Raw genomic sequence first — 24,740 nt, 5'->3', positions numbered from 1 at the left:
TCCTAGGACAGCCGCACGCGCGGGTCGATGAGGGCGTAGCAGGCGTCGACGATGATGTTGCACAGCAGGATCACGGCAGCGGAGAACAGCATCACGCCGAGCAGCAGCGGCAGATCGCTGAACTGCACCGAGTCCACCGCGAGCCGCCCGAGCCCGGGCAGTCCGAAGGTGTACTCGGTGATGATCGCGCCGCCGAGCAGCGAGCTGAGGTCGATGCCGAGGATGGTGATGATGGGGATGAGGGAGCCCCGCCAGGCGTACCGGAAGAAGACATAGCGACCGCTCATGCCCTTGGCCCGGGCCGTGCGGACGTGTTCCTCCTGGAGCTGCTCGATCATCGCGGAGCGCGCCATACGGGTGTACTGCGCGGCGAAGATCGTCGACAGGACGGCCCAGGGGATCAGCAGCCCGGTGAACCAGGCGGCCGGATTGTCGGTGATGCTGGTGTACTTGGGCTCGTCGAAGAGGTGCGCCTGGTACACCAGGAGCGCCAGCGCCAGGGGGCCCAGGAAGTAGATCTGCATCGAGCTGATCACCATGGAGCCCGCGGTGAACGACTTGTCGATGAGGGTGCCGCGCTTCCATGCGGCCAGCAGGCCGGTGCCGAGCCCGACGAGCAGGAACAGGATGGTGGCGCCGAAGGCCAGCGACAGCGTCAGCGGCAGCCTGTCGATCAGGGTCGACCAGACCGCCTCGTTGGTGTGGTACGAGTAGCCGAAGCACGGGGCGGGGCAGGGCCCCTGCGGGAAGTTGTCGCGGCCCATGACGAGCCCCTGCAGGAAGATCCAGAACTGCTCCGGAATCGACTTGTCGAGCCCGAGGGTCTGGTGGATGTTCGCCAGGGCGTCGGGGGTGCACGTCTTGCCGCACATCAGCAGCGCCGGATCACGGGGCATGCCGAAGAAGAGCAGGAAGGCGACCACGGTCAGCAGGACCAGGATCACAAGTGAGCCGAGGATCCGGCGGAAGAGGAAGCGCAGCATCTCAGGGCAGCTTTCGGGCGTCGGAAGCCTGCGGCGAGGTGCGCCCCGTCACGGGACGGGGCGCACCTGACGCCGCTTGGACGGGCGTTACTTCACGAACAGCCTGCGCGGGTCGACGCCGCCGATGACGTCGTCGTACACAAGGCCGCCGATCTTGGACCCGGCGATCTGGGTCTGCTTGTAGTACGCCGTCGGGATGTTGGAGACGACATCCTTCACGATGTACTCGTTGATCTTGTTCCACTCCGCCGCGGCCTTCACGGGGTCGGTGATGGCCGAGACCCGGTCGATGTCCGCGTTGACCTTCTCGTCGTTGATGTGCGAGTAGTTGGAGGCACCGTCCTGGATCTGGCGGCCGTCGTACAGCGGCGGGATCACGGTCGAGGCGCTCGGCCAGTCGGCACCCCACGCGGTGTGGAAGATGTCGTAGTTGTTCTTGACCTTGCTGACCTGGTCGTAGTACGTCTCGGCCGGGATCTCCTGGCGCTGGACGTCGAAGCCGGCCTTCTCCAGGCCCGCCGCCATGGCGGTGGAGTACTGCTGGCCCTCAGGGGTGTTGATGTAGCCGAAGGTCAGCTTCAGGCCCGTCTTGCCGGCCTTCTCCAGCAGTTCCTTGGCCTTGGCCGGGTCACCGGCGGGCTTCTTCTTCTTGCCGAACGGGTCGAAGGTCGGGTCGTAGCCGGAGACGGTCGGGCTGATCAGACCGCCGGCGACCTCCATCGCGTCGGTGCCGCCGAAGGCACGCACGAACGGGGTGATCGGCAGGGCGTAGGCGATGGCCTCGCGGACCGCCTTGTCCTGCATCTCGGGCTGCGACAGGTTGATGTTCATCTGCCCGACGTACGGCTGGTAGCCGGAGACGGTACGGGGCTTCAGCGCCGCGTCGGCGAGGACCTTCGACAGGTTGCCCGCGTCGACCTGGTTGCTGAAGCTGATCGCGGTGGCGTTCGCGCCGCTGTCGTCCAGGATGGCCTTGGTCGAGTCCTCGAACTGCTTGTTGAACTCGAAGTTGAACTGGTCGACGTACTGGTGGCGGACCGCGTCGGTCTTCGGGTCCCAGTTGGTGTTCTTGACCAGCGTCATCGACTTGCCGGACTTGAACTCCTGGATCTTGTACGGGCCCGCGGCCATCGGGGCCTTGTCGTACTTCTCCTTGGTGTCCTTCTTCTCCGACACCATGGAGTAGCCGGCCATGGCCAGCGCGTACGGCAGGTCGGGCTTCGCCTGCTCGAATTTGAAGACGATGGTCTTGTCGTCGGGCGTCGACAGGACGCTGTCCGGCAGGTGCTTGCCCTTGTACGGGCCGTCCGGGAGGAGCTTGCGGTACTCCGCGCCCGGGGTGTTGGCCATCCACTGCTGGATGTACGTCGGGCCGTTGGAGACGAACGGCGCGAAGAGCCGCTCGAAGGTGTGCCGTACGTCAGCGGCGGTGATCGCGGAGCCGTCGGCCCACTTGATCCCGTCCTTCAGCTTGTACGTCCAGGTCTTGCCGCCGTCGGTGGTCTCACCGCTGTCGGTGGCCAGGTCTCCGACGACCTCGTGCTTCTTGCCGTCGTCGCTGGTGGCCTTGTAGCTCGTCAGACCACGGTGGATCAGCTGCGAGAGCGCCATCTCGTCCGAGACGTAGATCTGTCCCGGGTCGAGGTGCGCGAAGCTGTCGCGCTGGAGAACCGTTACCGTGCCGCCCGGCTTGGCGCCGGAGATCTCGGCCGCCGGACCGGTCGAGGCCTTGGCGTCGCCGAAGTCGATGCCCTCCTGCTGCCGCGCGGCGTTCTCCTCGTTCTCCTTGTCGTTGCTGCTGCCCTTACTGCCACCTTCGCTGCAGCCGGTGAGCACGAGAGCCCCCGCCGCGAGCAGTGACAGTGCGGCGTACGCGGGGCGTCCACCCTTACCCATCACAGAATCCACCCATCTTGTGTCACCAGTGCCAATGAAATGCCGACCGGTACAAGTGCCATCCGGTATGCGTCGGGCGGGATGCCCACGATCTCGCGGTCAGCGCTCCGACTTGGGGTCGAAGGCGTCCCTGACCGAGTCCCCGAGCAGGTTGAACGCCACGATGAAGATGATCATCGAGATGCCCGGGAAGAACATGTAGGTGATGTCGTTCTGCATCACGAGTTCGGTGGACGCCTTGGAGAACATCTGTCCCCAGTCCGGCGTCGGTTCGACGATTCCCACGCCGAGGAAGGACAGACCGGCCTCGGCGGTCACGAAGTTGGGGAGCATGTAGGTCGACTGCACCAGGATCGGCGTGACCACGTTGGGCAGGATCTCCTTGCGGATGATCCGGCCGGGCGGCGCCCCGCTCACCTTGGCCGCCTCGATGAACTCCCGTTCTCGCAGGGCCAGGGTGGTGCCGCGCAGGATACGGGCCAGACTCATCCAGCCCAGCACCCACTGCACCGCGATGAGGGCGACCACCCGGACGTACACCGGCGTCTCGTCGCGCGGGCTCACGAAGAGCGACACCACGACCGGCATGCTCGCGATGAAGAACAGCTGCGCCGGGAAGGCCAGCAGGAAGTCGACCAGCCGGCTGATCCAGAAGTCGGGCTTGCCGCCGAGGTAGCCCGCGGCGACGCCGAGGAGGATGCCGGTGACGACGGTGGCGACCGTCACCGCCAGGGAGATCATCAGGGAGTTGCGGATGCCGTAGAGCAGCTTGGTGAAGACGTCGTAGCCGTTGCCCGGCTCCAGGCCGAACCAGAACTCGCCGCTGATGCCGCCGTTGGGCTGCAGGGGCACACCCGCGCTGTCGAAGAGCTCAGGACGTTCGTCCGCGTACACCGTGTACGGGTTCTTGCCGTACAGCTTGGAGATCAGCGGAGCCGCGAGGCCGATCACGAAGAAGAAGATCACGACGCAGGCCGAGATCACGCCGGCGCGGTCCCGCCGGAAGCGGATCCACATCAGCTGGCCGGGTGAGCGGCCGACCAGCTGCTGCTCCTCGGGTTTCTTCTTCGGCTCCGGTTCGCCGTCGACGACGACCGACGTCCCGCCGCCCTCGATGTCGATAGGACTTGTCACAGTTCGCCCATTTCACAGATGTGGGTGTGCCGAGCCGGCGACCGGCACAGGTGTGCGCGGTCACGGACCGGATCATGAAGAAGCGTCAGGACACCGCGAAGCAGGCGGGAAAGGCGCAGCCGGACGCGCGTAGGCGCCAGGGCGTGCTGAGCCGCCGGCCACCTGCGCTCAGTGGCAATCGCCGTACAGTGCCGGGCACTCGACGGCTACGGATGACGCTGTGACCCACCTGGTGCTTGTGACACCGCGCATGGGACTCCTCCTCATGACTCCACGTGTTCACCAACAGGAGGGGGTACATCTCTGACCTCCGACACCCCTGACGGAGGGTCAGGCACCCCCTGGTGCTCGTGAGTCGGCGCCGTCCCCACGGCGCGAGACCCATTGACCCGAGCGTTACGCGGCTAACTATCTGCCATGCGCCAACCACCGACCACCGTCTTTAAATCTCAATTCAGTCACAGCTGACGCGTACATCTTCCAAAACTTGGACAAACTGTTCGGCACGAGATGGGTGCGAAACGGACTTGTTACATGTGTACCGGGCGAGGATCACCGCAATCCGGACACGGGGTCTGTGCGGATGCGGCCAAAACCGGTTGCAAAAAACCCGGCCGCCCCCACGATGGGGCAACCGGGTCTCAGGCTGTGCGTCGGCCGGGCGTCAGCCGTGCTTGGCGCGGCTCGCGGAGCGGGCGCGCTCGCGGGCGTCCAGGTTCACCTTGCGAATGCGAACAGCCTCCGGGGTGACCTCGACACACTCGTCGTCGCGGCAGAACTCCAGCGACTGCTCGAGCGACAGCTTGCGCGGCGGGACGATCGCCTCGAAGGAGTCGGCCGCGGCCGACCGCATGTTGGTGAGCTTCTTCTCCTTGGTGATGTTCACGTCCATGTCGTCGGCGCGCGAGTTCTCGCCGACGATCATGCCCTCGTACACCTCGGTGCCGGGGTCGGTGAACAGCACGCCGCGCTCCTGAAGGTTCGTCATCGCGAAGGCGGTGACGGCGCCCGCGCGGTCGGCGACCAGCGAACCGTTGTTACGGGTCGTCAGCGGGCCGAACCACGGCTCGTGGCCCTCGTGGATGGAGTGGGCGATGCCCGTGCCGCGCGTGCCGGTCAGGAACTCGGTACGGAAGCCGATGAGACCGCGGGAGGGAACGACGAACTCCAGGCGCACCCATCCCGAGCCGTGGTTGGACATGTTGTCCATCCGGCCCTTGCGGACGCCCATGAGCTGCGTGACCGCGCCCATGTGCTCCTCGGGCACGTCGATCGTCATGCGCTCGACCGGCTCGTGGACCTTGCCGTCGATCTCCTGGGTGACCACCTGAGGCTTGCCGATGGTCAGCTCGAAGCCCTCGCGGCGCATCTGCTCGACCAGGATGGCGAGCGCGAGCTCACCACGGCCCTGGACCTCCCAGGCGTCCGGACGCTCGGTGTCGAGCACGCGGAGCGAGACGTTGCCGACCAGCTCGCGGTCGAGGCGGTCCTTGACCTGGCGGGCGGTGACCTTGCGGTCCTTGACGGCGGCCTTGGCTGAGGCGCCCTTACCGGTGCCGCCACGGCCGACCAGCGGCGAGGTGTTCGTACCGATGGTCATCGAGATCGCCGGCTCGTCGACCGTGATCAGCGGCAGCGCGATCGGGTTCTCGGGGTCGGCGAGCGTCTCGCCGATCATGATGTCCGGGATACCGGCCACGGCACAGATGTCACCGGGGCCCGCCATCTCGGCGGGCTTGCGGGTGAGCGCCTCGGTCATCAGCAGCTCGGTGATGCGCACGTTGGACATCGTGCCGTCACGCTTGATCCACGTGACGGTCTGGCCCTTGCGCAGCTCGCCCTGCTCGACGCGGAGCAGCGCGATACGGCCGAGGAAGTTGTCGGCGTCCAGGTTGGTGACGTGCGCCTGGAGCGGGGCCTCCTCGTCGTACTGGGGGGCCGGGACGTGCGACAGGATCGTCGAGAAGAAGGGCTCCAGGCTGTCGCTGTCCTGCGGGACGGTACCGTCCTCGGGCTTGGTCAGCGAGGCCACGCCGTCGCGTGCACACGCGTAGACGATGGGGAACTCGATCTGCTCCTCGTCCGCGTCCAGGTCCAGGAAGAGGTCGTAGGTCTCGTTGACGACCTCGTCGATCCGGGAGTCCGCGCGGTCGGTCTTGTTGATGCACAGGATGACCGGCAGGCGCTGCTGGAGCGCCTTGCGCAGCACGAAGCGGGTCTGCGGGAGCGGCCCCTCGGAGGCGTCGACCAGCAGCACCACCGCGTCGACCATCGACAGACCGCGCTCGACCTCGCCGCCGAAGTCGGCGTGGCCGGGGGTGTCGATGATGTTGATGGTGATGACATCGCTGCCATCCTTGGGGTGGTACTTGACGGCCGTGTTCTTGGCCAGGATCGTGATGCCCTTCTCACGTTCCAGGTCGTTCGAGTCCATCATGCGGTCGTCGAGCGATTCGGCAGCGTGCGCGGCGAAGGCCCCGGCCTGCTTGAGCATGGCGTCGACGAGGGTCGTCTTGCCGTGGTCGACGTGGGCGACGATGGCGACGTTACGGATGTCGTGGCGCGTGGCCATATTGGAGCGATCTCCCGGAGTGTGAGGAAGGCCTGCGCGTACATCTGTGTTACGCGGGACCCTGCCGGGCTGGACACGCCACGGCCTCACCCCATGGTACGTGGCCCTGGCAGAGACGGCCTCCACAGGGCCACGTGGATCACTTCCGCGAAGGGCCCGAGGCCGGATTCGCGCCCTTCTTCAGGAAGCCCATGTCCTCGTACACCGGGGTCTGGAAGCCGAAGGAACCGGCGTTGACCAGGTTCTTCCGTGCGGCCGTGAGCTGGGGGCGCTGGTAGAGGGGGATGGATCCGGCCGCCGCCCAGATCCGGGAATCCGCCTTGCGCAGGAGGCCGCGGCTCTCGCTCTCGTCGAGGGTGGCGATGGCCTGGTCGAAGAGCTGGTCGACCTGGTCGGTTCCGACGCGGGTGTAGTTCTGCTCGACGTTCAGGGAGCCGTCGGCGGCCGGCACCGGCTTGGCGAAGATCGGGCGGGCGTCGGTCGCGGGGAAGGCGGAGGCGGGCCAGGAGTACAGGGCGAGGTCGTACTGGCCGGACGCGATGTGGTCCTTGAAGTAGCTCTCGTCGGCGACCTTGGAGATCTCGGTGCGGATGCCGACCTTGCGCAGCATGCTGCTGATCCGGTCGGCGACCGTGCGCAGCGTCTGCGAGCCCGGTCCCGAGGGGAGCACGAAGCGGAGGGTGAGCGGCTTGCCGTCCTTGGCGAGCGCCCCGGCCGCGGAGCCCGCCGGGGCGGCGGTGCCCAGGGGGGCGTAGGCGCCGGGCGCGCCGCCCTGGTTCAGCTGGTTCGCGTACTGCCCGCCGTCCTGGGCGAGGTGCTTGCCGAGCTCCTCGCCCTTCTCCGTCCGGCTCTGCGGGTGCTTCTTCTTCTCCCGGTCGGCCTCGTGGGGCGCCTTGTCGTCCTCACCGACGATGTACGTCCCGTCCTCGTCCCCCGCCGCCCCCTGCTCGGCCTCCTCGGACGTCCCGGCCTTCTCCTCCCCCTCGGCGCCTGCCGCCTTCTCGCCCTTCTTCTGCTCCTTGACCGGCCCGCCGGGCACCCACCCGGCGTCGGCGAGCAGCGCCCGCGCCTCCGCGGTGTCCTGCCCGCCGAGGGCGCCGCTGTTGTCGGCGTAGTGGGCCTGCCCGGACAGCGCGAGGTGGCTGCCGACCGGCTCGGCGGGCAGCCCGAGCGGCTTGAGAACGACCTGGGCGAGCGCCTCCCGGTCCAGGGCCCGGGCGACGGCCCGGCGGACCCGCTCGTCGGCGAGCGGGCCGTCGGCGCCGTTGAGGGCGAGCTGGGTGTAGGCGGGCTCCAGCGACTTGCGGAGCTCGAAGCCCTGAAGGGGCGCCCGGAGGGGCTCCTTCAGGCTCTCGTCCCCGGCCTTCGCCCTGCGCTCACCGGGGCCCTGGAGGGGGGTGCTCGTGCCCTTGCCCGCGGCGCGCGCGGCGAGGGTGACGCGTCCGGCGGACTCGGGGTCGATCTCGGCGAGGTCGACGGTCCCGGCGGCCAGCGCGGTGGCCCGCTTGTCGCGGGGTACGGCCCGCAGCACGATCTCGGAGAGCTTGGCGGGCTCCCCCCACCAGCGCGGGTTGCGGGCGAGGGTGACCTCGCCGTCCTTGCGGTCGACCTTCTTCAGGGCGAAGGGGCCGGCGGTGACCTTGAGCTTTCTCCTGGCGCCGTCGTTGAAGGCGTCCGGCGTGCCCATGACGTCCTTCGGGTACAGCGGCGAGAACAGCGACCGCCAGTCCGTGTACGGCCGCCCGAAGGTCACCCGCACCTCCAGGTCGTTCGCCCCCCGCTCGACCTTCTCGATGCGGTCGTACCCGGCGTTGCGCGCGGTCCAGTAAGCGGTGTCCTTGCCGGACAGGGCCCGCCACTGGGCGGCGAAGTCGGCGGCGCCGATCTCCCGGCCGTCGCTCCACACCGCCTGCTGGTTCAGCTTGTACAGCACGACCTGCTTCGGCTCGGTCTCGACGACCTTCGCCGACTCCAGGTAGTCCGGGTTGCGCTCCGGCCGCCCGTTCTCGTCCAGCCGGTACATCGACGGCAGGACGGCCTGCGCGATCCGGCCGGTGGCCGCGTCCGCGTCCGACTGGAACGTGTTCAGCGTCTCCGGTACGGCGTCCACGGCCCAGCGCAGGGTGCCGCCGTCGGCGACCCGGGCCCGGGCGGCGGACGCGATGTCCTGTCCGGCGAGCGGCTTGCCCGCCTGGTCCTCGGAGCTGCATCCGGCAAGAACGGACACCGCGAGCGCACCCGCGGTGAGGAAGGAGACCGAGCGCATGACAGAGCTCAGTCCGACGCCGTCGTGGGACATCTGCTTACCTCCGGGAGCCGCGGGCGTTATGATCACTTTTGGCGGTATATGGAGCTGATCACATGTATGCGGCCACTGAAGAGGAAAGGGTTCGGTAACGGACGGCGACACGGCGAGCACGGCCGGGAAGGTCACCCGTGCGGCGCAACGCACCACGGAGTGCACCCATACGCCTCGGCCAATCGGTGCACGTCCCTTCCCACCGACCGGTGTGACGCGCAACACTCGCAGGCGCATGAACGTTGCCGCCCAGGGCACCACCGCCCACGGAAGTGAGGTCACGTCATGTCCGTGCACGACGAACTGACATCGGTCCAGCGCTGCCTGGACGATCTGGCCCGGTCGGTCGGACGTCTGGAGCAGCAGCTCGGCAGCGGCGGGCTCGACATGCGCCGCGTCCGCGCCGACGCCGACCACCTGCGCGAGAGCGTCGCGCTGCTGCGCGCGGCGGCCTCCGCACCGGCCGCGCCCAGGCGCCCCGACCTCGTCACCATCCCCGACACCCCGTACGACGACTCACTGTGGATCGACTCGGACGACGAGGGACTGGGTGCCCGCGACCGGCACGCCCCCTGATTCAGGTGCGACCGGTCACGCCCTCTACTGCTACTTCGAAGGAGTGGACTTGACCACTGGTACGGAACCGTTCCTAGGCACCGGAGCAGAACAGACCTGTCCGGCGGCACACCCCGAACGGTCTTGGGCGCACTGGTCGCCCGCTTTCGCCCCCGGGCGGCGACACATGTCCTGCATGCGGTCCAAGTCCGGGAGGGCGGGGTCCCTCACGATCCGGATCACCTGGTGAGGCAACCGACTTCGAAGAGGCCCTGGCCCATCTCTCCGGTGGGACAGGGGCAACGAAGCCGACCCGCAGCCAGACGTCGCGAATCGCACCGCAGACGCTAGCCGAGATCACCGGAGGGCCCACAAGCCGATGATGCGAACATCACTCGATCAGGGGACGTCGGACGTCAGTGACCAGCAAGGCGGCGTACGCACCCGTACGCGCGCCGCGATCGACGCCCCGCACCTGCGCACCGACCGCTGGTGGCTGGCCCCGGCCGCCACGGCCGCCGGTCTGCTCGCGTTCATCGTGTACTCGACCTGGCGGGCGTTCGCGAACGCCGACTACTACGCGGCGCCGTACGTCTCGCCGTTCTACTCGCCGTGTCTGGCGGAGAACTGCGACGCGATGCGCGCCGGTCCCAACTGGGACCTCTTCGGCGGCTGGTGGGGCATCTCGCCCGCGATCATCATCCTGATCTTCCCGCTCGGCTTCCGCCTGACCTGCTACTACTACCGCAAGGCCTACTACCGGGGCTTCTGGGCGTCCCCGCCGGCCTGCGCGGTGGCCGAGCCGCACAAGAAGTACACCGGTGAGACGCGCTTCCCGCTGGTGCTGCAGAACATCCACCGGTACTTCTTCTACGCCGCGATCGTCGTCGCCGGGATCCTGACCTACGACACCGTGCTCGCCTTCCGCGACGAGCACTACGAGTGGGGCCACATGGGCCTCGGCACCCTGGTCTTCCTGGTCAACATCGTGCTGATCTGGGCGTACACGATCTCCTGCCACTCCTGCCGGCACATCGTCGGCGGCAAGCTCAAGCACTTCTCCAGGCACCCCGTGCGCTACCGGATGTGGCAGTGGGTCGGGAAGCTCAACGCCCGGCACATGCTGCTCGCCTGGGCGTCGTTGGTGAGCGTGGCGCTCGCCGACTTCTACGTGTACCTGGTCGCGTCCGGGGCCTTCGACGATCCGAGGTTGTTCTGATGTCCGTGGTCGACCGGCAGGAATGGGACGTCGTCGTGGTCGGCGCCGGCGGAGCCGGGCTGCGCGCCGCCATCGAGGCACGCGAGCGCGGTGCCCGTACGGCCGTGATCTGCAAGTCGCTGTTCGGCAAGGCGCACACGGTGATGGCCGAGGGCGGCATCGCGGCGGCGATGGGCAACGTCAACTCCGGCGACAACTGGCAGGTCCACTTCCGCGACACCATGCGCGGCGGGAAGTTCCTCAACCAGTGGCGGATGGCCGAACTGCACGCGCAGGAGGCCCCGCAGCGGGTGTGGGAGCTGGAGACCTGGGGCGCCCTCTTCGACCGTACGAAGGACGGCCGGATCTCGCAGCGCAACTTCGGTGGTCACGAGTACCCGCGCCTGGCGCATGTCGGCGACCGTACGGGTCTGGAGCTGATCCGCACGCTCCAGCAGAAGATCGTCGCGCTCCAGCAGGAGGACCACCGGGAGACCGGCGACTACGAGTCGCGCCTGAAGGTGTACCAGGAGTGCACGGTCACCCGAATCCTCAAGGACGGCTCGCGGGTGTCCGGCGTCTTCGCCTACGACCGGGAGACCGGCCGCTTCTTCGTCCTCGAAGCGCCCGCCGTGGTGATCGCGACCGGCGGCATCGGCAAGTCCTTCAAGGTGACGTCGAACTCGTGGGAGTACACGGGCGACGGCCACGCGCTGGCCCTGCTGGCCGGGGCTCCCCTGCTGAACATGGAGTTCGTGCAGTTCCACCCGACGGGCATGGTCTGGCCGCCGTCGGTGAAGGGCATCCTCGTCACGGAGTCGGTGCGCGGCGACGGGGGCGTGCTGCGCAACTCCGAGGGCAAGCGGTTCATGTTCGACTACATCCCGGACGTCTTCAAGGAGAAGTACGCGCAGTCGGAGGACGAGGGCGACCGCTGGTACGAGGACCCGGACCACAACCGGCGCCCGCCGGAACTGCTCCCCCGTGACGAGGTGGCCCGCGCGATCAACTCCGAGGTGAAGGCGGGCCGCGGCTCCCCGCACGGCGGCGTGTTCCTCGACGTGTCGACGCGGATGCCCGGCGAGGTCATCCGGCGCCGGCTGCCGTCCATGTACCACCAGTTCAAGGAGCTCGCCGACGTCGACATCACGGCGGAGCCCATGGAGGTCGGGCCCACCTGTCACTACGTGATGGGCGGCATCGCCGTCGAGTCGGACACGGCGGCCGCGCGCGGGGTGCCGGGCCTGTTCGCGGCCGGTGAGGTCGCGGGCGGCATGCACGGCTCCAACCGCCTGGGCGGCAACTCCCTGTCCGACCTGCTGGTGTTCGGCCGGCGAGCGGGGTGGCACGCGGCGGACTACGCGACCGGGCTCGGGCCTCACCGCCCGCCCGTGGACGACACCCAGGTCGACACGGCGGCGGCGGAGGCCTTGCGGCCGTTCTCGGCGGAGGGTCTGGAGCCTGCCGGGGGGCCGCCGGAGAACCCGTACACCCTCCACCAGGAACTCCAGCAGACCATGAACGACCTCGTCGGCATCATCCGCCGCGAGGCGGAGATGCGGCAGGCCCTGGAGAAGCTGGCCCAGCTGCGCGTACGGGCCCGCCGGGCCGGTGTCGAGGGCCACCGCCAGTTCAACCCGGGCTGGCATCTCGCGCTGGACCTCAGGAACATGCTCCTGGTCAGCGAGTGCGTGGCGCGGGCCGCGCTGGAGCGCACGGAGTCGCGCGGCGGGCACACCCGCGAGGACCATCCGGCGATGGACCGCAAGTGGCGCCCCGTCAACCTCCTGTGCCGGCTCACCGATCCCACCGAGGGCCTGGCGGCCACCGACCCGGTGCGCGGCCAGATCGACCTCTCCCGTGAGTCCACCGACCCCATCCGCCCCGACCTGCTCGCCCTCTTCGACAAGGAGGAGCTGGTCAAGTACCTCGCCGAAGAGGAGCTGTACGAATGAGCGGCTACACGGCCCAGTTCAAGGTGTGGCGGGGTGACGTGCAGGGCGGCGGGCTCGAGGACTTCAAGGTCGAGGTGAACGAGGGCGAGGTCGTCCTCGACATCATCCACCGCATCCAGGCGACGCAGGCCCCCGACCTCGCCGTGCGCTGGAACTGCAAGGCGGGCAAGTGCGGCTCGTGCTCGGCGGAGATCAACGGGCGTCCCCGGCTGCTGTGCATGACCCGCATGTCGGTGTTCACCCCTGAGGAAACGATCACCGTCACTCCGCTGCGCGCCTTCCCGGTCGTACGGGATCTCGTCACGGACGTCGGCTTCAACTACACGAAGGCGCGCGAGGTCCCGGCCTTCGTGCCGCCGGAGAAGCTCGCCGCCGGCGAGTACCGGATGATGCAGGAGGACGTGGACCGGTCGCAGGAGTTCCGCAAGTGCATCGAGTGCTTCCTGTGCCAGGACACGTGCCATGTGGTCCGCGACCACGAGGAGAACAAGACGGCCTTCGCGGGCCCGCGCTTCCTGATGCGGGTCGCGGAACTGGACATGCACCCGCTGGACGCGGCGGCGGAGGCCGGGCTCGACCGGAAGCAGACGGCCCAGGACGAGCACGGCCTCGGCTACTGCAACATCACCAAGTGCTGCACGGAGGTCTGCCCCGAGGGCATCAAGATCACGGACAACGCGCTGATCCCCTTGAAGGAACGGGCCGTCGACCGCAAGTACGACCCGCTGGTATGGCTGGGGTCGAAGATCAGGAGGCGGAGTTCGTAGCGGGCAGGACTGGAGTACGGCCGGGGCGCTGGGCCAGCATCTGAATACCCAGGCTCCCCATGAACACGAACCAGCCGAGGAGCGCGAGCGCGTCGAACCTGGCGGGGAACACGCCGAGGAACATCCACAGGGACGCGCCGACCGCGCCGAGCAGCTGGCCGTACCCCCACAGCTTCGGCCGCAGGATCCGGTGCCGGCCCAACGGCAGCACCCAGCCTCTCGTGATGCCCGCGATACCGAACCCCGCCATCAGCGCCACGACCAGCGCGCCCGCGACCACCAGGTACATGTGCATGACGGTCATCGTCCCACGAGGGCCGGGGCCGCACCAGGCTCGCCTGCCGCGCCGTTCCGGACGAACAACCGCCTCAGGCCTCTGCCCGCAGATAGCCCGAGTGCGCGACCTGGCCGAGGAAGGTGAACCGGGTCTCGGTGGCCATGTGCTTCTCGAAGGCCTCCTTGATGCCGGGCCACTTGGGGTGCCCGAAGTCGTCAAGGACGACGATGCCGCCGGGCGCGACGATCTGCTCGGCCCACTCCAGGTCAGCCGCCACACCGGCGGCGGAGTGGTCGCCGTCGACGATGACCACGCCGTAGGAGCGGTCGGAGACCAGGGCGCGCACCTCGGGGTCCTCGGAGAAGCCCTGCTGGATCCGGGCCGCGGTCCCGGCCGCGCCCGCCAGGGCCAGGTTGATCCGCACCGCGGCCCCCTGCACGGGGGTGCCCGAGGCGTCGTCCCCCATGGTGGTGCCGGGCTGCAACTGCGACCCCGCGAGCGGGTCGACGATCGTCAGCTTCGGGTCACGCCCCGCCCGCTCCATCATCCGGATCAGCGCCGCGCCGAACATGCCGTACAGGGTGCCGATCTCCAGGACCTCGTCGTTCGGCGGGTCCAGCAGCGGTACGGCGGACAGCTTGCCGACGATGTTCATGGTGCCGCCGGCGATCCGCCCGACCCCCAGCGCCTCCATCGCGATGAGCAGTCGGAAGGCCTGAGCGACATTGCGCTCGGCACCCTCCTTGTCCCCGGTCACCTGCGCCAGCTCCGCGATCGTGCGGTTGAGGTGGGGCGCGGACGGCAGCCGGGACGCCCCGCGCCCGGTCCCGTCGAAGAACAGTTCCAGGGGGCGCTGGCGGCTGCGCAGCTTCTTCAGTTCCTCCTGCAACGCGTCCGGCGCGGGAGTTCCGGTGGTGCTCGCCAGGGTGTTCCCGGCGGGTTTCCCGACAGTGTTCGTGACGGTGTTCGTGACGGCACGGCGGACCTGGCGCTCGATGCGCTGGTCGATGAGTTCGACGATCGGCCGCAGGGCACGCCGGGCAGCCTTGCTGGTGAGTAGCGCTCGCATCCGTGGACGGTAGGGCCGCCCACAGTCCGCTCACAACCAACGGAAGAGCCCCTGCGGGCAAAGCGCACATGACGTCTGGGTCACCGGATGTTCACCTCGTCCCGCCGCGGCCTCCGGTCAGCTCCAGGGCCCGGCGCAGATTGTGCTCGGCGATGTCCCGCATCGGCTCCGGGTTCGGGAAGTCGCCGTCGAGGAGGCGCAGGGGCCCGGCCACCAGGGACAGGTGCATGGCCAGGCGGTAGAGGCGGAGGCGGTCCTCGTCCAGGCCGGGGGCGCGGAGAGTGTCGTAGTGACGGCGGAAGCGGATCCGGAGGAAGACGTGCTCCCACTCCGCGTCGAAGTACATGAGGCCCTCGATGTCGATCAGGGCGGGGGTGCCGTCCGTGTCCAACAGGACGTGGTCCGGGCCGAGTTCGCCGTGGATGAGGGAGTACCGGGAGCGGGGGCGGACGGCGGAGGCCAGCTCTCGTACCGTGTCCGCCAGTTCTTCCTGTACGGCGGTGATCCGGGCGTCTCTCGCAGCGACTTCGGCGATGTCCCGCAGGGCGCCCTCGGTCACGCGCTGCTCGCAGGAGCTCGCGGACGACTCACCGCCGCTGTCGACGAGGGCGACCTTGCCGAAGGCCGGCGCCTCGTGCGCGTGGAGCTCGGTGAGCTGTGCGGCCAGTCTCTGGAGACAGGCGCGCCCCAGGGCCGGGTCCCGCTCCAGCGCCTCCTCCAGGCTCCCGCCCCGCAGGTCCTCGACGACCGCAGTGTCCGCCGGGAGATGCGTGTGCGTGGCGTCGGCGTACAGCAGCCGGGGCGTGCGCACGCCGGCGGCGGCCAGCCGGTCGTGCGCCGCGGTGAACAGGCCGAAGCCGGTCCCGTGGGAGAAGGGGTCGCGCGGGTCCAAGGGCCCGGCGTCCCAGTAGTCCTCGTCCGCCGACCAGACGTAGGCGACGGCCGTCGAGTCGTCGTCGAAGGTCAGCCGGTAGACGCCCTTCTTGGAGCCGCCGCGCAGCCGGGCGACGGCGGCGAGGGTGCGGTGGGGGCCGGTCGCCGCCCGGGCGAGGGGGGTGAGGTCGTCGCGGGTGAGGGGCCTGCGGGTGGTGGTCATCGTCGGATGCTCGCACCGGCGGGACCCGGCCGCAGCCGGATTCCAGGGCGGCCGGGTCCTCAGCGCCGGATTCTCAGCGCCGGATTCTCAGCGCCGAGTCCTCAGCGCACCCAGCCCTCCCGGTACGCCGTCCAGTCCTCCTCCGTGGCCGCGAAGTCCACGTACGCGGCGACGCCGAAGTTGGCGCGGGCCGCGTCCGTGCGGGACAGGCCCAGCCGGACTCCCCGGACCGCGGCGGCGGCGGTCTCGGCGTGATTCCAGTGACCGAACCGGTTCTCGTGGTAGAAGGGCAGCCCCATGAGCAGGTCGGTGGAGTGCGGAGTGACCTCCAGGGCCAGCGCGGTCTGCTGGGCGACATAGCCGCCGTACGTGCTCTCCAACGGCTGGATCGTGTCGTACGACATCACCGCGATCTGGTCGACCCGGCGCGCGACCTGTCCGAAGAACTCCTGCGACCACCACTTCGGGTGCCCGGTGAGCGCGTTCCAGAAGGAGTGGAACGCCGGCACCGGGTCGATCTGGTGCGCGGCGATCGACAACTGCGCGTCCTGCGCGCGGGTGACGGGGCGCAGTGAGTCGAGGAGGGTGAGGTAGTTCCGGTCGCCCGAGTGCAGCGGCTCCAGGTCGAAGTGCACGCCGTCGAAGCCGACGGCGAGGATCTGCCGGGCGGACCCGACGACGGCGGCCCGGGTCTCGGGCAGCTCCAGCCGCATGCCGTTCGGGCTCTCGCTGGCGAGTACGTCACCGAGCCATGCCTGCACGCGGATGCCGGGTGCGGCGCGGTGCATCGCGTCGATGAACCAACGCGCTCTCGGGTAGGCCGACTCGGGCAGTGTGCCGTCGTGCTCCAGCGGCCCGGAATGAACGTAGAGATCACGCATTCCGGTGCTCTCCAGCCGGCGGGCCAGCGCCGAGACGTCGGCGTCCTTCTTCCGGCCGTCGACCCAGGCGTGGCCGAGCCAGATCGCGTCCTTGTTGCGGGTGTACGTGCCGTCCGCCGGATCGCCGGTGTAGTTCACACGGAGGGCGATCTCCCCGGCGAGCAACGGCAGGACGACGACCAGTACGAGACCGAGGGCGCTACGCCGGACCCAGCGGACCCAGGCCCGCCGTCTCTTCGGTTCCGGTGGCGCCTGCTCACCATCGGCGACCGCAGGTGTCTCACCCTCCTCGGGCTTCTGCTCCGCTTCCATCCCCGTCCCCCCAGAACGTTCCGTCACGGCGTTCCCCTCCCCCATCGGCCCACGGCCACCCGCCACCCCGGTCGCGCGCCCGCATTCCTCCTCATACGCTCCCAAATGTGACGTCATCGTTGATCCGGGGCCGGCCGCGGCGCACCCGCTCTCACATATCCGTGCGGGTGGCGCATGCCGTACTGGGCGGTGCGGCCGGGCTCGTGTGGCTGGTGTTGCCGGGGATGACGATCAGCACGGACGTTCCGGTTGCGATCAGCACCGATGCCCCGGTGGCGGCCGCCGCGCCGGAGGACGAGGAGACCTCGGGAGCGGACCTGGTCCTGCCGCTCGTCGTGGTGGGTGCGGTGGGCGCACTGGCCGGATACGCGTACCTACGACGCACCCGACGGGCCAGAACCCGCACCACACCCGGCGGCACCCGCATCACACCCCCCGCCCCGCCCCTCACGGAACTCGACGAGGACTCCCGGACCCTCCTCGCCGAGGCCGACACCTGGATCCGCACCAGCCGCGAGGAACTGAGCTTCGCCGAGGCCCGTTCCGGCCCGGCGGCCGTCGCCCCCTTCGCCCGGGCCGTACGGGACGCGGAGTCCGAACTGTCGGCCGCCTTCCGCATACGACGGCAGTACGACGCCGGCGTCCCGCCGGACGAACCGTCCCGGCGCCACGCGCTCGCCGGGATCGTGGGCCGGTGCCAGGAGGCGGGCCGGCGCCTGGACGAGGAGGCGGCGGCCTTGGACCAACTCCGCGCCCTGGAAGGGGAGATCGGTGAGGCGCTCACCGTCGCGGAGACCCGCTTCCGGGAACTCACCGGCCGCGCGGTGGCGACCGGGACGACCCTCGCGGACCTCGCCGAGCGGTACGCGCCCTCCGCCACCGCCCCGGTCACCGGCTACGCCGAACAGGCCAAGGACCGCCTGGTGTTCGCCACGACCCACCTCAATCGTTCCCGCCAGGCCGTCGACTCGGGCGAGGCCGAGGGAGCGGTCCGGCAACTGCGCGCCGCCGAGGGAGCCATCGCTCAGGCCGCCGCCTTCGTCGACGGCATCGACCGACTCGCCGCGGAGCTCGGTGCCGCCGCCGGGATGGTGGCGAGCGCCCTGACCGGGGCGGAGGCGGAACTCTCCGGAGTGCGGGGCGTGCTACCGACCGCCGGGGAGTGGCAGCAGCCGGCGGACGCGGGCACGGGCGCCATGACGGGCGCGGTGCCGGACGCCGGGGCCGGCACCGGGACGGGGGCGGTGCCGGACACCGGGGCGGGTACGAGGACGGGCGGGGGCGGGACGGCGGAGGACGCGAGGGCCGGCACCGGGCCGGGCGCAGGGGCGGACGCGGTGCCGGACGCGGTGCCGGACACTGGGGCCGGTACGACGAGGGGTGGGGGCGGGACGGCGGAGGACGCGGGGAGAGCGACACGGTGGTCTCGGCTCCCGGACGCCGCCCTGCTGGGCGTCCCCGTGGGTGAGCTGCGGTCCCGGGTTCTGCACGCCGACACCGTGCTGACCTCCGTACGGCAGGAGCTGACCGGCGGGCGGCCGTACGACCCGCTGGACGTCCTGCGCCGGATCGTGCGCGTCCTGGCGCCGGTCGCCACCGGGCGGGCCGGGGTGCTCCCGGCGGCCGCCCGGCTCGCCGCGGGCAGCGCCACCGCCGTCGCGGACACCTTCGTCACCACGCACCGGGGCTCGGTGGGCGCCGACGCCCGCACTCTGCTCGCGGCGGCACGGGAACTGCTCGACGCCGCGTCCCTCACCGACCTGGTGCGCGCCCACACCCTGGCCCGGCAGGCCCGCGAACTCGCCGAGCAGGACGTGCGCGTGCACGGCAACCCGGTCGCCGGTGCGGCCGAGCACGAGCAGGGGGCCGCCGGGGCCGTCCTCGGCGGGATCCTCCTGGGCGAGGACGCGGACGGCGGCCCGCCGCCGAGCTTCGGCGGACCGCACACCCGGGCCAGACGAGGACTCACCTCCGCGTAGCCGGCTCAGAACAGGCTCAGCAACGCCTCCGCCGGGTCCGCCAGGCCGTTCTCCCCGTCCGGCAGCGGCAGTTCGAACCACACCGTCTTGCCGCGCGGCGTCCGGCGGGAGCCCCAGGCCGCGCTGAGGAGGCCGACCAACTGCAGTCCGCGTCCGCCCTCGTCCGTGTCGCGGGCGCGGCGGCGGCGGGGCTGGACCAGGCCGGAGTCCCAGACCTCACAGACCAGCGTGCCGTCGAGGAGCAGCCGCAACCTGATCTCGCCCTCGCCGTACCGCAGGGCGTTCGTCACCAGCTCGCTGACCAGCAGTTCCGTCGTGTCGACCAGGGGTTCCAGGTCCCAGCTCAGCAGCTGGCCGCGCGCGTACTCACGGGCCTTGCCCACGCTGCGCGGCTCGCGCGGCAGCGTCCAGTCGCCGACCGAGTCGGCGGGCAGGCCCTGGACGCGGGCCATCAGCAGGGCGATGTCGTCCTCGCCGTGGTGGGTGTCGAGGGTGTTGAGGACGTGGTCGCAGACGTCCTCCAGGGGAGCGGAGGGGTCCGTGAGGGCTCCGACGAAGGCCTGGAGGCCCTCGTCCAGCGGGTGGTCGCGCGATTCGACCAGTCCATCCGTGTAGAGCGCCAGCAGAGCGCCCTCGGGGAGCTCGACCTCGACCTCCTCGAAGGGTTCGCCTCCCACGCCGAGCGGCATGCCCGGCGGCACGTCCAGCATCAGCGCCGACTCACCGGGTTCGACCAGGACCGGAGGCAGGTGGCCCGCGTTCGCGAACGTGCACCTGCGGGTCACCGAGTCGTAGACCGCGTACACGCAGGTCGCCAGGTACACCTCGGAGAGGTCAGCCTCGCGGGGGCGACGGGCGGCGCGGGTGGCCTGCTGGACGCCTCCCGGTGCCCCGAGTCCGCGCGCGATCTCGTCCAGCGCGGAGAGGACTTCGGCCGGTTCGAGGTCCAGCAGGGCCAGGGTGCGTACGGCCGACCGGAGTTCGCCCATCGCGACCGCGGCCCGCAGGCCCCGGCCCATCACGTCCCCGACCACCAACGCCGTGCGGTGCCCGGGCAGTTCGATCACGTCGAACCAGTCGCCGCCGACCTCGCTGGGCCGGTCGGAGGAGGAGTTGCCGGGCAAGTAGCGGCAGGCGATGTCCAGGCCGGAGGCGACCGGGTCGCCGGGCGGCAGCAGGGACCGTTGCAGCATCAACGCCCGCTCGTGCTCGCGCCGGTAGAGACGGGCGTTGTCGATGCAGACGGCGGCGCGGGCCGCCAGCTCGACGGCCAGGTCCCGGTCCCGGTCGCCGAACGGCTCGCTGCCCTTCGTGCGGGCGAACTGCGCGAGTCCTACGACCGTGTCGTGGGCGACCATCGGCACGGCGAGCGTGGACTGGACCAAGCCGCCTTCCTCGGCCGGGATGCGCCGCGGCCGTGCGGTGCGCAGGGCGTCCGCGCACAGCGAGTTGAAGGGGTAGTGGTGGACCGCGCCGACCGCGACCGGATCGCCCGAGCCGGCGAAGGGCGCATCGGAGACGGCACTGGCGAAGGCGACGCGACGCAGTTCCGCGCTGCCGTCGGCGAGGCCGGGCGGCGTCTCGTCGCCGGCCAGCAGGCCCTGGTAGAGGTCGACCGTGGCCAGGTCGCAGAAGCCGGGGACGACGACGTCGAGGAGTTCGCGCGCCGTGGTCTCCAGGTCGAGGGAGTTGCCGATGCGGGCGCCGGCCTCGTTCAGTAGGGCGAGATTGCGCCGGGCGGCGGCGGCCTCCCGGGCGGCGGCGCGGCGGGCGGTGATGTCGAGTCCGAGCCACGCGATGCCGATGGGGCGGCCGGAGCCGCTGTGCACGCGATAGAGGTTGACGGACCAGTGGCGGCGCTCCTCGGAGCCCGGCACGAAGCCCGTGACGTGCATGTCCGTGATGGAGTTGCCGGTGTCCAGCACCCGGCGCAGGGTCGCGGCGACCCGCTCGGCCTCGGGGTGCTGCAGATAGTCGTACACACCCTTGCCGCGGTGGTCGTCGGGGGTGCCGCCGAAGGTGTTGACGAACTGCTGGTTGGCGCGGCGCACCCGCAGATCGGGGTCGATCAGCAGGAAGCCGAACGGAGATTGACCGAAAATCGCCTGCGAGGCGGCGAGGTCGGTCTCGATGCTGCGCAGGGTGCGGACGTCGACGACGATGCAGACGGCGGCCTTCTCGCCGTCCTCGGTCCGCGTCGGCATGACGTACACCTCGGCGAGACCCTGCAGGCCGCGCTCCCCGGATGCCGTGTCCGGCATCCGGAAGGGGACCACGCCGGTCCACTCCCGCCCGTCGAGGATCTCGGCCATCTTCCGCTGGCCCCGCTCCTGGAGGTCGGGGTCGATGAACGCCTCGATGGGGTCCATGCCGACGGCCCGCTCGACGGCGATACCGAAGAGCTGCTCGGCCCGCAGGCTCCACTGGTCGACCAGCCCGTCGGGGCCGATGGAGAAGGACGCGACCTTGATGTAGTCGTAGATCGAGCCGGGCGGACTGCTCTGCCACATGGCGTCCCCGGGCGGCACGTCTTCCGGACGGATCACGGCCTCGGCACCACCCGCTGCCTCCGTCCTCGCGCCGTCCGACGGGTCTTCCGACTCCGTGGCCTTCGCTGGTATCTCGCTCACGCGAACCGTCCCCTCCAGCTCACCGCGTCCGGCACCGGTCACCGGGGGCGGCTGCCCGCAGTATCCAGCACTACGGCGCCGCACAACACGGTGTTCACGATCACAGCACGGTCCCGATGGTTTTCGGTCCGGACCGTGACAACACCTACAGTCTTCTAACCAGCGGACACGTCGTCGAACCCCGCCTGTCGACAACCGCCACTGGCCTGAACCAGTTGCTCGACAGAGCGCGAGCGGTCGTACACCGTCGGATCATCCCGGCACGGCGAGTTCGAACCACACCGTCTTGCCCGCCTCGCCGGGGCGGCTGCCCCAGCGGCGCGAGGAGTGGGCGACGAGTTGCAGGCCCCGGCCGCTCTCGTCCTCGGGCCGGGCGACGCGCTCGCGGGGCGGGTCCGGGAGCGGGTCGGAGACCTCGACGAGCAGGACGCCGCCCAAGTCCGCGGGGCGCACCAGCCGTACGCCGATGGGGCCGGTGGCGTGGCGCAGGGAGTTGGTCACCAGCTCGCTGACGAGCAGCGCCGCGAGGTCGGCGAGGCTGTCGAGACCCCAGTCGCGCAACTGCCCCCGGACGACGGCACGGGCGCTGCGGACGGCACCCGGGTCCGCGGGAAACGTCCACTCGACACAGTCGTCTTCGGTGTCGATCACGCCGATCACATCCCGAGCCGGCCAGCTCACCCATGTCCGCTTTCGTGGGGTTAATGGGCACATACCCGATATCAAGCGGGCAGTACCGCCCCCGACGGCGCACTGTGGCACGAACGGCGTACGAGCGATCAGCGCACGCCGGCCGCGGACAACGCGCCAGAGAGGGTGCGCCCCCGGACACGGACACCATGCGGGAGTCCGTACGCCCCGGTCATGGACGACATCCGGGAGCCGGTACGCCTCCGGACACGACCGCCGTACGGCGATCAGCGCGGTCCGGCCTCCAGCCACGCCACCTTTCCCCGCACCGCCACACGTCCTGGGTCCAGCCAGTGGACGAGACGGGGGCCCGGTCACGGACAGCATGCGGGAGCCCGCACACCCTCGGTCACCACCCCCGTACGGGATCAGCGCGGCCCGGCCTCCAGCCACGCCACCTTTCCCCGCACCGCCACACGTCCTGGGTCCAGCCAATGGACGAGACCGGGGCGCCCGGTCACAGACGGCATGCGGGAGCCCGCACACCCTCGGTCACTACCCCCTACGGGATCAGCGCGGCCCGGCATCCAGCCGCGTCGCCGCGTCGCGGACCGCCGGCACGTCCTGGTCCAGCCAGGGCACGTCCCAGATCTCGCCCGGGGCGAGCCAGCGGAGCTCGTCGTGGTCCTGGAGGGGCTTGGGGTCGCCGGAACCGGAATGGAGGCGGGCCGTCCACACCTGGAGGACGTAGGGCGGCTTCAGGGGCCACTCGCCCGGGATGCGCTCGACGGGCTCGGTCTCGACGCCGAGTTCCTCGCGCAACTCCCGCACGAGCGCCACCTCGGGCGTCTCGCCCGCCTCGACCTTGCCGCCGGGCAGTTCCCAGCGCCCGGCGAGTTCGGGGGGCGCACTGCGACGTGCGGCGAGGAGGCGGCCGCCGTCGAGCAGGGCGGCCCCCACCACCACGATCCGTTCCGTCATGCGCCGGAGCCTACGGGAGCGCGGGGGCCGGAAGGACCGGAAGGGTCGGAGGGCTCAGTCGGCCGAACTGCTGCCGTTCTGCCCGATCCGCTCCACCCAGTAGAGCTGCTTGTGGCCGCGGGAATCGAGACTGTCGGCGATCTTCTGCGCCTCGGCACGGGTCGCGTACCTGCCCACTCGGTAGCGATTGCCGTTGTCGTCCTGCCGTATGACGAGCCAGGGAAGAGTGATCGTGCCGTCGTTCATCGCGCCCCACTGCTCCTTCCCGCCCCGGCCCGCCCGCTTCCCACCCACAGCCTGCGCCGAGCCCCACCCGCTAAGGAAACCGCAATCCGCATATGCCCGAGCCTACGCCCTACCTTTACGCAGCGAACACGCCTTTTCACAAAGAGGTACGCAACCAGCCAGGACGGACCGGCGCACCGGGGGGGCGCGCACCACCGAACGCGCCCCCTGTGCGCATCGATGCATCCGGTCAGCGACATGCCCCGCGCATCCGCGCCGACCTGCAAAAACGGCCGAATTCGAACGCCCTACGAACAGGCATCGGTTGGGCGATCGCCGGGGGCAACTGCCAGGAGGGCGTGCGCCACTTCACACGGGGCATACAACAAGTCGGCCGGGAGGCGCGCTACTTCACCGGAAGGTGATACGCGACCCGGTACCGGTCCGCCGGAATCACCACGTCCGCCGTCTCCACCGGGCGGCCCGAGGCGTAGTACGTGCGCTGGACGACGAGGACCACATGACCGGGGACACCGCCGAGCGCCTGGAGTTCCTCGGCGAGGCCGGGGCGGGCGCCGACCTCCTCGGTGACGTTGTCCACGACCACGTCGATGGCGGCCATCCGCTCGACGACGCCCATGCCGCCGAGCGGGCCCTCCTCGGGCAGCATCACCGGCGTACGGCCGGTGACCGCGAGGGGCTCCCAGGAGGTGGAGAGCATCATCGCCTCGCCGGCCTCCCGGAAGACGTACTTCGTGCACATCACGCGGTCGCCGGCCCGGATGTCGAGCCGCTCGGCGACGGCACCGCTCGCCTCGGCCTGTTCGCTGCTCGACTCCCAGGTGCCGCGCACCTCGCCGTCGGCCTGCTCCTGCCGGAAGGGTGTGGCCCCGCCGGCCGGGCGGTAGCCGGAGCGGGCGATGGGCCGGGGCACGGGCCGCTCGCGCACATACGTGCCCGAGCCGGAGCGGCCCTCGACCAGCCCCTCGGCCATCAGCACCTTGCGCGCCTCGAGCGCGACCGTGTCCGAGACGCCGTACTCCTCGCGGATCCTGGCCTGGGACGGGAGGCGGGTGTGCGGTGGCAGCGAACCGTTGACGATCTTCTTGCGGAGATCACCCGCGACACGCAGGTACGCCGGCTGCTCACCGAATGTCACTGGCCGCTCCCATCAGGTTGTACAGACAGCAACAGCGTGGCAACCGTAGGTTGGGCCGTGCAAGCAAAGGCCAGAGAATCACTCGATGTGATGACATATCTGGGGGCGGGGCTTTACGCAGGCACTTTCTCCCCGCTATGGC

General features: G+C 70.1%; 19 protein-coding genes. 5 read left to right on the top strand and 14 right to left on the bottom strand.

What is annotated here, in order from left to right:
• Nucleotides 1–2 precede the first annotated feature (2 nt).
• The 5 genes from QFZ76_RS33075 to QFZ76_RS33055 all read right to left on the bottom strand — a co-directional run bounded on the left by QFZ76_RS33075 (nt 3) and on the right by QFZ76_RS33055 (nt 8,884).
• Nucleotides 3–983 (bottom strand): ABC transporter permease, encoded by a 981-nt coding sequence (locus QFZ76_RS33075; protein ID WP_307677128.1) that lies wholly within the window; start codon nt 981–983, stop codon nt 3–5.
• An 87-nt stretch (nt 984–1,070) separates the two neighbouring features.
• Nucleotides 1,071–2,879: an ABC transporter substrate-binding protein gene (locus tag QFZ76_RS33070; RefSeq protein WP_307677127.1), complete on the bottom strand. Its 1,809-nt coding sequence runs from the start codon at nt 2,877–2,879 to the stop codon at nt 1,071–1,073.
• Between the two features lie 99 nt (nt 2,880–2,978).
• The gene (locus tag QFZ76_RS33065) at nt 2,979–4,013 is read right to left on the bottom strand and encodes an ABC transporter permease (RefSeq protein WP_307677126.1); all 1,035 of its coding nucleotides are present in this window, start codon (nt 4,011–4,013) and stop codon (nt 2,979–2,981) included.
• 664 nt (nt 4,014–4,677) lie between these two features.
• The gene (gene typA / locus QFZ76_RS33060) at nt 4,678–6,585 is read right to left on the bottom strand and encodes a translational GTPase TypA (RefSeq protein ID WP_307677125.1); all 1,908 of its coding nucleotides are present in this window, start codon (nt 6,583–6,585) and stop codon (nt 4,678–4,680) included.
• A gap of 139 nt (nt 6,586–6,724) precedes the next feature.
• Nucleotides 6,725–8,884, bottom strand: a complete 2,160-nt coding sequence (locus QFZ76_RS33055; RefSeq protein WP_307677124.1) for an ABC transporter family substrate-binding protein — start codon at nt 8,882–8,884, stop codon at nt 6,725–6,727.
• A 285-nt stretch (nt 8,885–9,169) separates the two neighbouring features.
• On the opposite strand from QFZ76_RS33055, the gene QFZ76_RS33050 reads away from it, so the two are divergent.
• The 4 genes from QFZ76_RS33050 to QFZ76_RS33035 all read left to right on the top strand — a co-directional run bounded on the left by QFZ76_RS33050 (nt 9,170) and on the right by QFZ76_RS33035 (nt 13,359).
• On the top strand, nt 9,170–9,460 hold the full coding sequence (locus QFZ76_RS33050; RefSeq protein ID WP_307677123.1) for a hypothetical protein: 291 nt from the start codon (nt 9,170–9,172) through the stop codon (nt 9,458–9,460).
• Between the two features lie 361 nt (nt 9,461–9,821).
• The gene (locus QFZ76_RS33045; protein WP_307680202.1) at nt 9,822–10,658 is read left to right on the top strand and encodes a hypothetical protein; all 837 of its coding nucleotides are present in this window, start codon (nt 9,822–9,824) and stop codon (nt 10,656–10,658) included.
• Nucleotides 10,658–12,592, top strand: coding sequence for a fumarate reductase/succinate dehydrogenase flavoprotein subunit (locus QFZ76_RS33040; protein ID WP_307677122.1), 1,935 nt, complete (start codon nt 10,658–10,660; stop codon nt 12,590–12,592). The genes QFZ76_RS33045 and QFZ76_RS33040 overlap by 1 nt, the downstream gene beginning before the upstream one ends.
• The gene (locus tag QFZ76_RS33035; protein ID WP_307677121.1) at nt 12,589–13,359 is read left to right on the top strand and encodes a succinate dehydrogenase/fumarate reductase iron-sulfur subunit; all 771 of its coding nucleotides are present in this window, start codon (nt 12,589–12,591) and stop codon (nt 13,357–13,359) included. The genes QFZ76_RS33040 and QFZ76_RS33035 overlap by 4 nt, the downstream gene beginning before the upstream one ends.
• Here the strand turns inward: QFZ76_RS33035 and QFZ76_RS33030 are convergent.
• From QFZ76_RS33030 to QFZ76_RS33015, 4 genes are all read right to left on the bottom strand, one after another.
• Nucleotides 13,340–13,654, bottom strand: a complete 315-nt coding sequence (locus tag QFZ76_RS33030) for a hypothetical protein (RefSeq protein ID WP_307677120.1) — start codon at nt 13,652–13,654, stop codon at nt 13,340–13,342. The genes QFZ76_RS33035 and QFZ76_RS33030 overlap by 20 nt on opposite strands.
• A 73-nt stretch (nt 13,655–13,727) precedes the next feature.
• Nucleotides 13,728–14,705, bottom strand: coding sequence for a class I SAM-dependent methyltransferase (locus QFZ76_RS33025; RefSeq protein ID WP_307677119.1), 978 nt, complete (start codon nt 14,703–14,705; stop codon nt 13,728–13,730).
• A 91-nt stretch (nt 14,706–14,796) separates the two neighbouring features.
• Nucleotides 14,797–15,801 carry a phosphotransferase family protein gene (locus tag QFZ76_RS33020; protein ID WP_307677118.1) on the bottom strand — a complete coding sequence of 335 codons (1,005 nt, stop codon included), beginning with the start codon at nt 15,799–15,801 and terminating at the stop codon, nt 14,797–14,799.
• 101 nt (nt 15,802–15,902) lie between these two features.
• Nucleotides 15,903–16,994, bottom strand: coding sequence for a glycosyl hydrolase family 18 protein (locus tag QFZ76_RS33015; protein WP_307677117.1), 1,092 nt, complete (start codon nt 16,992–16,994; stop codon nt 15,903–15,905).
• Nucleotides 16,995–17,218: 224 nt separating this feature from the next.
• Here QFZ76_RS33015 and QFZ76_RS33010 point away from each other — a divergent pair, with 224 nt between their 5' ends.
• On the top strand, nt 17,219–18,973 hold the full coding sequence (locus QFZ76_RS33010; protein WP_373464550.1) for a hypothetical protein: 1,755 nt from the start codon (nt 17,219–17,221) through the stop codon (nt 18,971–18,973).
• Nucleotides 18,974–18,978: 5 nt separating this feature from the next.
• Here the strand turns inward: QFZ76_RS33010 and QFZ76_RS33005 are convergent, their stop codons facing one another.
• The 5 genes from QFZ76_RS33005 to QFZ76_RS32985 form a co-directional block, all read right to left on the bottom strand.
• Nucleotides 18,979–21,603, bottom strand: coding sequence for a SpoIIE family protein phosphatase (locus tag QFZ76_RS33005; protein ID WP_307677115.1), 2,625 nt, complete (start codon nt 21,601–21,603; stop codon nt 18,979–18,981).
• Between the two features lie 252 nt (nt 21,604–21,855).
• Nucleotides 21,856–22,263 (bottom strand): ATP-binding protein, encoded by a 408-nt coding sequence (locus QFZ76_RS33000; RefSeq protein ID WP_266448108.1) that lies wholly within the window; start codon nt 22,261–22,263, stop codon nt 21,856–21,858.
• 540 nt (nt 22,264–22,803) lie between these two features.
• Nucleotides 22,804–23,214: a (deoxy)nucleoside triphosphate pyrophosphohydrolase gene (locus tag QFZ76_RS32995; RefSeq protein WP_307677114.1), complete on the bottom strand. Its 411-nt coding sequence runs from the start codon at nt 23,212–23,214 to the stop codon at nt 22,804–22,806.
• Between the two features lie 54 nt (nt 23,215–23,268).
• Nucleotides 23,269–23,460 (bottom strand): SPOR domain-containing protein, encoded by a 192-nt coding sequence (locus QFZ76_RS32990; RefSeq protein WP_053749454.1) that lies wholly within the window; start codon nt 23,458–23,460, stop codon nt 23,269–23,271.
• A 385-nt stretch (nt 23,461–23,845) separates the two neighbouring features.
• On the bottom strand, nt 23,846–24,598 hold the full coding sequence (locus tag QFZ76_RS32985; RefSeq protein WP_307677113.1) for a GntR family transcriptional regulator: 753 nt from the start codon (nt 24,596–24,598) through the stop codon (nt 23,846–23,848).
• Nucleotides 24,599–24,740 lie beyond the last annotated feature (142 nt).

Origin of the sequence: Streptomyces sp. V4I2, assembly GCF_030817655.1 — a bacterium.
Lineage (GTDB): Bacteria > Actinomycetota > Actinomycetes > Streptomycetales > Streptomycetaceae > Streptomyces > Streptomyces plumbiresistens.
The sequence above is the reverse complement of the archived record's forward strand: the minus strand, read 5'-3'. Positions and strand labels throughout refer to the sequence as shown.